Origin of the sequence: Chryseobacterium sp. VD8 (genome assembly GCF_037149975.1) — a bacterium.
In the GTDB taxonomy this organism is placed as follows: domain Bacteria; phylum Bacteroidota; class Bacteroidia; order Flavobacteriales; family Weeksellaceae; genus Chryseobacterium; species Chryseobacterium indicum.
In genome coordinates, this window is record NZ_JBBCQL010000500.1 from 1 (window position 1) to 255 (window position 255).

Consider the following 255-nt stretch of genomic DNA (forward strand, 5'->3'; position numbering starts at 1 on the left):
TTCCTGTAATCACAAGAAGGTGTATCGTATTTACAAAAAATTAGGATTGAATCTTTTAAGGAAACGCAAGAGAAGATTGGCTTCGAGAGAACGAAAAAATCTGGAAGTTCCAAGAAACTACAATGAATTTTGGAGTATCGATTTTATGAGTGATGCGCTTTTCAATTCGAGAAGATTTAGAACATTGAATATCATTGATGATTACAACCGCGAATCAATTTGGATTGAGATTGGGCTTTCCATCGGAGCGATTCA

General features: G+C 35.3%; 1 pseudogene. It reads left to right on the plus strand.

From position 1 onward, the window contains the following. Positions 1–46: 46 nt before the first annotated feature. Positions 47–255: pseudogene (locus WFK35_RS23365) on the plus strand (IS3-like element ISXac4 family transposase); the annotation flags it as partial.